A 6401-nucleotide genomic window follows, 5' to 3' on the forward strand; every position below is an offset into this window, starting at 1 on the left:
CGGACGGGAACGGCGCCTCCGTTGCCTCCCGACCGGAGGTGACCTGCCAGAATGCCCGGTCCCGGCGGCCGCCGTCCCGTGGATGTGCGAGATCGTGATTACTGGATAGAGTCACCCTTTTACACATGGTTGTGGGGACAACCAACGGGGCCGTTCGGCTGCCGACATCGGGGGAGGGCCTGCAGCTCATGAGTCGTCGCTCTACGGGTTTCGTCGGCGTCTGGGCCGAGGTGCAGCGGCAGCAGCAGCGCCAGCGGGAGCTCGACGAGAGACGGCGCAGGCAGGAGGAGCAGCAGGCGCGGGCCCACCAGCGGCGGGCCGCCCAGGAGTACCGCGAGTACCGGCAGGCCGAGGCGCGACGCCGTACCGAAGAACTGGACGCCGACGTCGCCTCGTTGCAGGGTCTGCTCGCCGCGGGCTGCCGGGCGCCCGCCTTCCGGGCCGCCTCGCTCCTGCGTCCCGAACAGATCCAGCCCTTCGCCCCGGGTCCGCTCGCGCAGCCGGTGGTCATGCCGGACATCGGCCAGTACCAGGCACAGAGCGGCTGGACCGCGAACCGCCGGGCGCAGGCGCAGGCCGAGGCGCAGGCGCGCTTCGAGCTGGACTGGCACGCCGCCCAGGCCGCCGAGGCGCACCGGCAGCGCCAACTGGACTCGTACCGGCGGGAGTACCAGCAGTGGGCCGACGCCCGGCTGGCGGACGTGCGGCGGCACAACGCGGGTGTCGCGGAGGTGGCCGAAGGAGTCCGCCGCGGGGATCCCGACTCCGTGATCGAGTACTTCTCCGCCGCTCTCTACTCGTCGTCGGCATGGCCGGAGGGCTTCCCGCGCCGGGTCGCCGCCGCCTACGACGCGGCCGCCGGGGAACTGGTCCTCGACTGGGAGCTGCCCGCGTACGACGTCGTCCCCGAGGTGAAGGCCGTCCGGTACCTGTCCGGCGCCGACCAGGACAAGGAGACCGCCCGTCCCGTGACCCAGCGGCGGGGCCTGTACCGCGAGGTCCTCGCGCAGTGCGTGCTGCTCGTGCTGCACGAACTCTTCGGCGCCGACGAGCGGGGCGTGCTCGCGTCGGTCGTCCTGAACGGCTTCGTGGACGGACACGACCCCACCACGGGCCGGCCGGACCACATCGTCCTCGCCACCGTCAGGGCCGCCCGCTCCTCGTTCCTCGAACTGCACCTCGCCCAGGTGGACGCGGCCAGTTGTCTGACCGACGGACTGCGCGGGCAGCTCTCGGCCCGGCCGGACCAGCTCACGCCCGTACGGCCCGGCCGGCGGCCGCAGGACGTCGGGAACCGTGTCGTCGCCCACGGCGGCGACGAGGATCCCGATCTCTACGCCATGGACCCGATCGCGTTCGAGGAGCTCGTGGCCGATCTGTTCCGGGCCATGGGGATGCAGGCGGTGACGACCCAGCGCTCGAACGACGGCGGCGTGGACGTCGACGCGCTGGACCCGGCGCCGATCCGGGGCGGCAAGATCGTCGTCCAGGTGAAGCGCTACCGGAACACCGTGCCGCCCACCGCCGTGCGCGACCTGTACGGGACGGTGCAGGACGCGGGCGCCAACAAGGGCGTGCTCGTGACGACGTCGGGGTTCGGCCCCGGCTCGCACGCCTTCGCCGAGGGCAAGCCGCTGGAGCTCGTCGCCGGCCCCGAACTCGTGGATCTGCTGCATCGGCACGGGCTGCGGGGGAGGCTGGGTGACGGGGGCCGCTCGGGGGCGGCATCGGCGTCCCGGCCGGCGCAGGCGTCCCGGCCGTCCCGGTCGCCCGAGGCGTCCCGGCCCGCTCAGCCATCCCAGTCGGCCCAGGCGTCCCGGCCTGCTCGGGCGTCCCGGGTGTCGGGGCCGTCCCGGTCGTCGTCGGGGGCGCCGCGAGCGGCCCGGCCGGACGCGGGGCCCCGGCTGCCCGACGACCACAACGTCCTCGGGATGGGATGGACCGGAGACGTCGCCCTGGACGTCTGCGCGCTCGTCTGCCGGGGCGGGCGTGTCCTCGGCGACGATCATTTCGTGTTCTACAACAACCCGCGGACACCCGACGGTTCGGTGTCCGCGCTGCCCGCGCCGCCGCCCGACAAGGCCGCGATCGGCGTCTCCTTCGACGCCCTGCCGGCAGAGGCCGACCGGGTCGTCCTCGTGGCCGCGATCGACCCCGAGGCCGACCCCGACGCCGACCTCTCCGGCTTCACGGAAGCCGGCATCCGGCTGCTCGGCCCGGACCTGGCCGAACTGGACCGGCTCGACGTCTCCGACGGCCGGCCCGGCGAGACCGCCCTGGTCCTCGGCTCCTTCCGGCGCCGGGCCGACGGGAACTGGAAGTTCGTTCTCGGCGGCAAGGGCTACCCGGGCGGACTCGCGGAACTCGTAAGGGACTTCGGCATCGCGGTGGAGTAGGACCGCACGCGGGGCTCGCCCCGGTCGGTCTTCAGGGGCCGACGACCGCGCCGGCGTAGACGTTGTCCGGCGTGACGATCTCCGTGACGGCCCTCGCGACCAGCGTGGACGGTTCCTGGCCCTCGTACGTGATGTCGGTGTTGAGCATGACGACCAGGGTGGCCTTCTTCGAGGGCAGATACACGGTCACGGTCTCGTATCCCGGCAGGGAGCCGTTGTGCCCGATCCATCCGCCGGCGTTGAAGACGCCGAGACCGTACGTCGTTCCCGGGAAGCCGGTCGGCAGCGTCTTGAGGCGCTGTGCCTGGGTCTCGGGGCTGAGCAGCGTGCCGGTGGCGACGACCTTGGCCCAGTGCCGCAGGTCCTGGAGGTTCGAGATCATCGCCCCCGCGGCCCAGGCCCAACTCGGGTCCCAGTTTGTGGAGTTCGCGACCTCGCCGCTCAGCGTCTGGTCGGTGTAGCCCTGCGGGTGCGGCTCGGGGAACTCGTTCCCCTTCGGGAACAGCGTGTGGCGCAGACGAGCCGGGCGCAGGACCCGCCCGTCGATGACGTCGCGGAGCTTGTGACCGGTGACCTTCTCGACGACGAGGCCCAGCAGGATGAGGTTGCTGTTGCAGTACTCGAACTGCGCGCCCGGGGCGAAGGTGTTCGGGTGCTTGAAGCCGTACGCGAGCAGTTCCCGCGGGGTGAAGACCCGCTGCGGGTCGCTCAGCAGGTCGTGCTCGAAGTCCGCGTCGGAGGTGTACGGGAACAGCCCGCTGCGCATCTCGGCGAGCTGGCGCAGCGTGATCCGGCGGCCGTTCGGCACGCCGGGGATGTAGCGGGAGACGGGGTCGTCCAGCCGGACCAGGTGCCGGTCGACGAGTTCGAGCAGCGCGGTGACGGTGAAGGTCTTGGTCTCGCTGCCGATCCGGACGTAGGAGTCGGCGGACATCGGCTTGCCGGTGGTCTTGTCGGCGACTCCGGTCGCGCGGACGTAGTTCCCCTTGCCGGGCATCCACAGCCCGACGACGACACCGGGGATGCCGGCCTGCTTGCGGACGTCGGCGATGGCCTTGTCCAGCCGGGCGCTCAGCGCCGGTCCGAGGCTGTCGCTCGCGCTGTCGTCCTCGCCGTATCCGTCCGCGCCCGCCGCGTGGACGCCTGTCGGGCGGACACCCGGCGCGTGGAGGGCCACGGCGGGCGTCGTCGTCATCGGGGCCAGCACGGACGCCGCGAGCAGCGCCGCGGCGAGGGGGCGGCGATAGGAGGTATGTCGCATGGGGCGCCTCTTCCGGATCAGGTTCAGGTCCCGGTCACGGGAACAGACGGCAACAGCACCACCCGCGCCTTGGCTACGAGCCCCGGTCCGATCAACGTTCCGGCAAGTCCACTCGATCGGAGCCACGGTGGGCCGGGCATGCCGCAGGCGCTGCGCCGGCTCCGGCCGGGGGCGTCGCGCCGTCGGACGGCAGGGCGCCCACTGCCGGTGATCACGGGTCTGTTCGTCGCGGGAACCGCCGTGACCTGGCTCGCGGTCACGCATCTCGCCCACCGGCGTGGCCGCCACGTTCGGCCGGCCGGCGCTCTCCCTGTTCGGACTGGTGGTGCTGACCCTGGGAGCCACGGCCACGGCCACGGCCGTACGCGCCCGAACCGGCCCGGAGACCGGATCCCGCCGGCCGCGGGTTCTGCCGGGCGTACTGGTCGCCGCAACGCTGACCAGCGCGTTCATCGGCGGGGTGGCGGGCTTGCTCCAAGGACTCCGAGGCTGTCCGTGCGACTCGGTGGCGATGTCAGTGGCGCGGCATACGATCCGGGGATGCGAGCTTCAGGAACGTTCAAGGTCGCCGGCTTCACTCCGGCACCGGTGCCGAGCCCCGCGATCGAGACGGCGCTGCCCGTCGGCGTCGCCACGATGGAGAAGGAGTACGAAGGCGAGATCGCCGGACGCTCCGCCACGCTGTTCACCGCCGCGTTCGACCAGTCCGACGGGGTGGGAACGTACGTCGCCATGGAGTCCTTCGAGGGGACGCTCCACGGGCAGGCGGGCGCCTTCAACTTCGCGCACTCCGCTACGACCCTGGGCGAGGGGAGGGAGAGCGAGTTCTTCGTCATCGTGCCGGCCGGCGGGACGGGCGCGCTGGCCGGGATCACCGGGACGGGCGGCATCGCGGTCGACACGGACGGCACCCACCGGATCTGGTTCGACTACGAACTGGCCCACTAGCCCGACGCGCCACGGGTCCCGTCCCTTCCCCGCGTTCGGACCCCAATGGACGCGGGTCGGCGCGCCCTTGAGCTCACGCTGCCGGGTGGCACGGTCCGGATGCGCTCCGCGCACGTAACTCGACGGGCACGCACCGCGCACCGCCCATGCGAAGCCGTCACGACTGATCTCGACGGCGAGGACGGTCTCCCGACCTTCCTTCGTGCCCCAGCCGGAGCGGTACATCATCCACGGAAGACCGGGCTTGATCCACGTCAAGTCGCGTTCGCAGCACGGACTCCACCCACCCCTCGACGGAGCCGGAGGTCGGCCGGCGGGCTCCGGCGGATCGGGCGGCGGGTCGAAAATCGGTGGTCGCCTGAGCCGGCCGGGCCCACGCTGTACGTCATGGAAGAACCGCTCCGCAGGATCCGCGCGCTCCACACGGCGTCCACGATCACCGTCTACCAGGCGTACCGCCCTGAGATCGGCGGACCCGCCGCCCGCAAGGGTCGTTTCCCCGCCGCGTGGAAGCCCGACCGCATGACGTGGATCAAACCCAGCTTCATGTGGATGATGTACCGCTCCGGCTGGGGCACGAAGGAGGGTCAGGAGACCGTCCTCGCCGTCGAGATCACTCGCGACGGCTTCGACTGGGCGCTGCGCCATTCCTGCCTGTCGAGTTACGTTCGCGGACTGCATCCCGATCGCGGCACCTGGCAGCGTGCCCTCAAGCGCGCACCGGCCCGTGTCCAGTGGGATCCCGAACGCGATCTGCACCTGCGTCCCCTGCCGCACCGCTCGCTCCAACTGGGGCTCTCGGGCGAGGCGTCGTCGCGTTACGCGGACGAGTGGATCGTGTCCATCAGCGACGTGACCCCGCTCGCCCACGAGATCCACGCACTCGTCAGGGACGGCGAACTGGACTGGGCGACCCGACTGCTTCCCCAGGAGCAGGAGTACCCCGCCGGCGCGGAACTCCTGGCCCACCTGAGTCCCTGACCGGCAATCCGGGCACAACTGGCGGCAGCCGCGGGGGCCTCGCGGGCCGGGTCGGTGCCGCCGGTCGAGGCGGTCCGCAGGCCCGGCCTGGACCCCCGCCATCGGCGTGCCGCGGGCCGAGCCGGGGGTGTCCGGCCCGGTGGCTTCCGATCCGGCGGTCTCCCGCCTCGTCGACGCGCTCCCCGCTTCCGGCCTGCGGCTGTTCTCTGTTGCCGCGCGGATCGTGAGCACCGGCCGCCACCGCCTGCCGGCCCGGTGGCCACGGACGGGACCGTTCGCCTTCGCTAGGGCTTTCGGGTGTTTCTGCCGCGCGATCATGAGCCTCGGCGCGTCAGTGCTCGTTTCGGCATATTCCTAACTAATCTCCCAGGATTGTAGAAGTCGATCTTTCGTAGATCGCACCCACTCACTTCATCGGAGATGACATGCGCAAGCTTCGCAAGGCCGCCGTCCTGATCGCCGCGATCGGCAGCATCGGACTCGTGGGCGGCACGGCCTACGCCGGTGGCCACGGCGACGGGTTCGAAATCAAGCAGCACTCCAGCTGCACGTCGCACGACCTGAACGTGGACGTCCTCGGCGAGGTCGGCCTGATCAACGGCGCGGCCGGCAACCTGCTGGGCGGCGAGGGCCACCCGGGCGCCCAGTCCACCCACCTCGGCTCCGTCAACGACTGCAGCAACAGCGCCTTCTGAGGTCCCGGCCGACGCGGAGTCGTCGGCCGATAGATGGTCCCGGCCCCGGGCGGCTTATAAAAAAAAACGAGCCCCCCAGAACGCGCTTGTTCTGGGGTGGGGGGGTGGGGGTGTTATAGG

5 protein-coding genes and 1 pseudogene are annotated in these 6401 nt (G+C 71.6%); 4 read left to right on the top strand and 2 right to left on the bottom strand.

Going from position 1 to position 6401, the window contains the following annotated elements:
• Window positions 1-188: 188 nt before the first annotated feature.
• A complete protein-coding gene (locus tag ACFXGX_RS35935) occupies window positions 189-2396 on the top strand; it encodes a restriction endonuclease (RefSeq protein ID WP_384800196.1) in 2208 nt (735 codons plus the stop codon).
• Window positions 2397-2427: 31 nt separating this feature from the next.
• On the opposite strand, the gene ACFXGX_RS35940 is transcribed toward ACFXGX_RS35935, so the two are convergent.
• Entirely contained in the window at window positions 2428-3657 is a 1230-nt protein-coding gene (locus tag ACFXGX_RS35940; RefSeq protein ID WP_384800199.1) for a serine hydrolase domain-containing protein, read from the bottom strand.
• A 540-nt stretch (window positions 3658-4197) separates the two neighbouring features.
• On the opposite strand from ACFXGX_RS35940, the gene ACFXGX_RS35945 reads away from it, so the two are divergent.
• The gene (locus ACFXGX_RS35945; RefSeq protein WP_384800202.1) at window positions 4198-4605 is read left to right on the top strand and encodes a DUF3224 domain-containing protein; all 408 of its coding nucleotides are present in this window, start codon (window positions 4198-4200) and stop codon (window positions 4603-4605) included.
• 36 nt (window positions 4606-4641) lie between these two features.
• Here the strand turns inward: ACFXGX_RS35945 and ACFXGX_RS35950 are convergent.
• A pseudogene (locus ACFXGX_RS35950) lies at window positions 4642-4953 on the bottom strand (DUF4291 family protein); the annotation flags it as partial.
• A 39-nt stretch (window positions 4954-4992) separates the two neighbouring features.
• On the opposite strand from ACFXGX_RS35950, the gene ACFXGX_RS35955 reads away from it, so the two are divergent.
• Both ACFXGX_RS35955 and ACFXGX_RS35960 read left to right on the top strand, forming a co-directional pair.
• Window positions 4993-5586, top strand: coding sequence for a DUF4291 domain-containing protein (locus ACFXGX_RS35955; RefSeq protein WP_384800205.1), 594 nt, complete (start codon window positions 4993-4995; stop codon window positions 5584-5586).
• A gap of 425 nt (window positions 5587-6011) precedes the next feature.
• Window positions 6012-6281, top strand: a complete 270-nt coding sequence (locus ACFXGX_RS35960; RefSeq protein ID WP_384800207.1) for a hypothetical protein — start codon at window positions 6012-6014, stop codon at window positions 6279-6281.
• The last annotated feature ends 120 nt before the right edge of the window (window positions 6282-6401 follow it).

Origin of the sequence: Streptomyces sp. NPDC059371 (genome assembly GCF_042751995.1) — a bacterium.
GTDB lineage: Bacteria > Actinomycetota > Actinomycetes > Streptomycetales > Streptomycetaceae > Streptomyces.

Bases quoted from the DNA above. Each gene is read 5' to 3' on its own strand.
- ACFXGX_RS35935 (WP_384800196.1), top strand. From the start codon at position 189: ATGAGTCGTCGCTCTACGGGTTTCGTCGGCGTCTGGGCCGAGGTGCAG.
- ACFXGX_RS35960 (WP_384800207.1), top strand. From the start codon at position 6,012: ATGCGCAAGCTTCGCAAGGCCGCCGTCCTGATCGCCGCGATCGGCAGC.
- ACFXGX_RS35945 (WP_384800202.1), top strand. From the start codon at position 4,198: ATGCGAGCTTCAGGAACGTTCAAGGTCGCCGGCTTCACTCCGGCACCG.
- ACFXGX_RS35955 (WP_384800205.1), top strand. From the start codon at position 4,993: ATGGAAGAACCGCTCCGCAGGATCCGCGCGCTCCACACGGCGTCCACG.
- ACFXGX_RS35940 (WP_384800199.1), bottom strand. From the start codon at position 3,657: ATGCGACATACCTCCTATCGCCGCCCCCTCGCCGCGGCGCTGCTCGCG.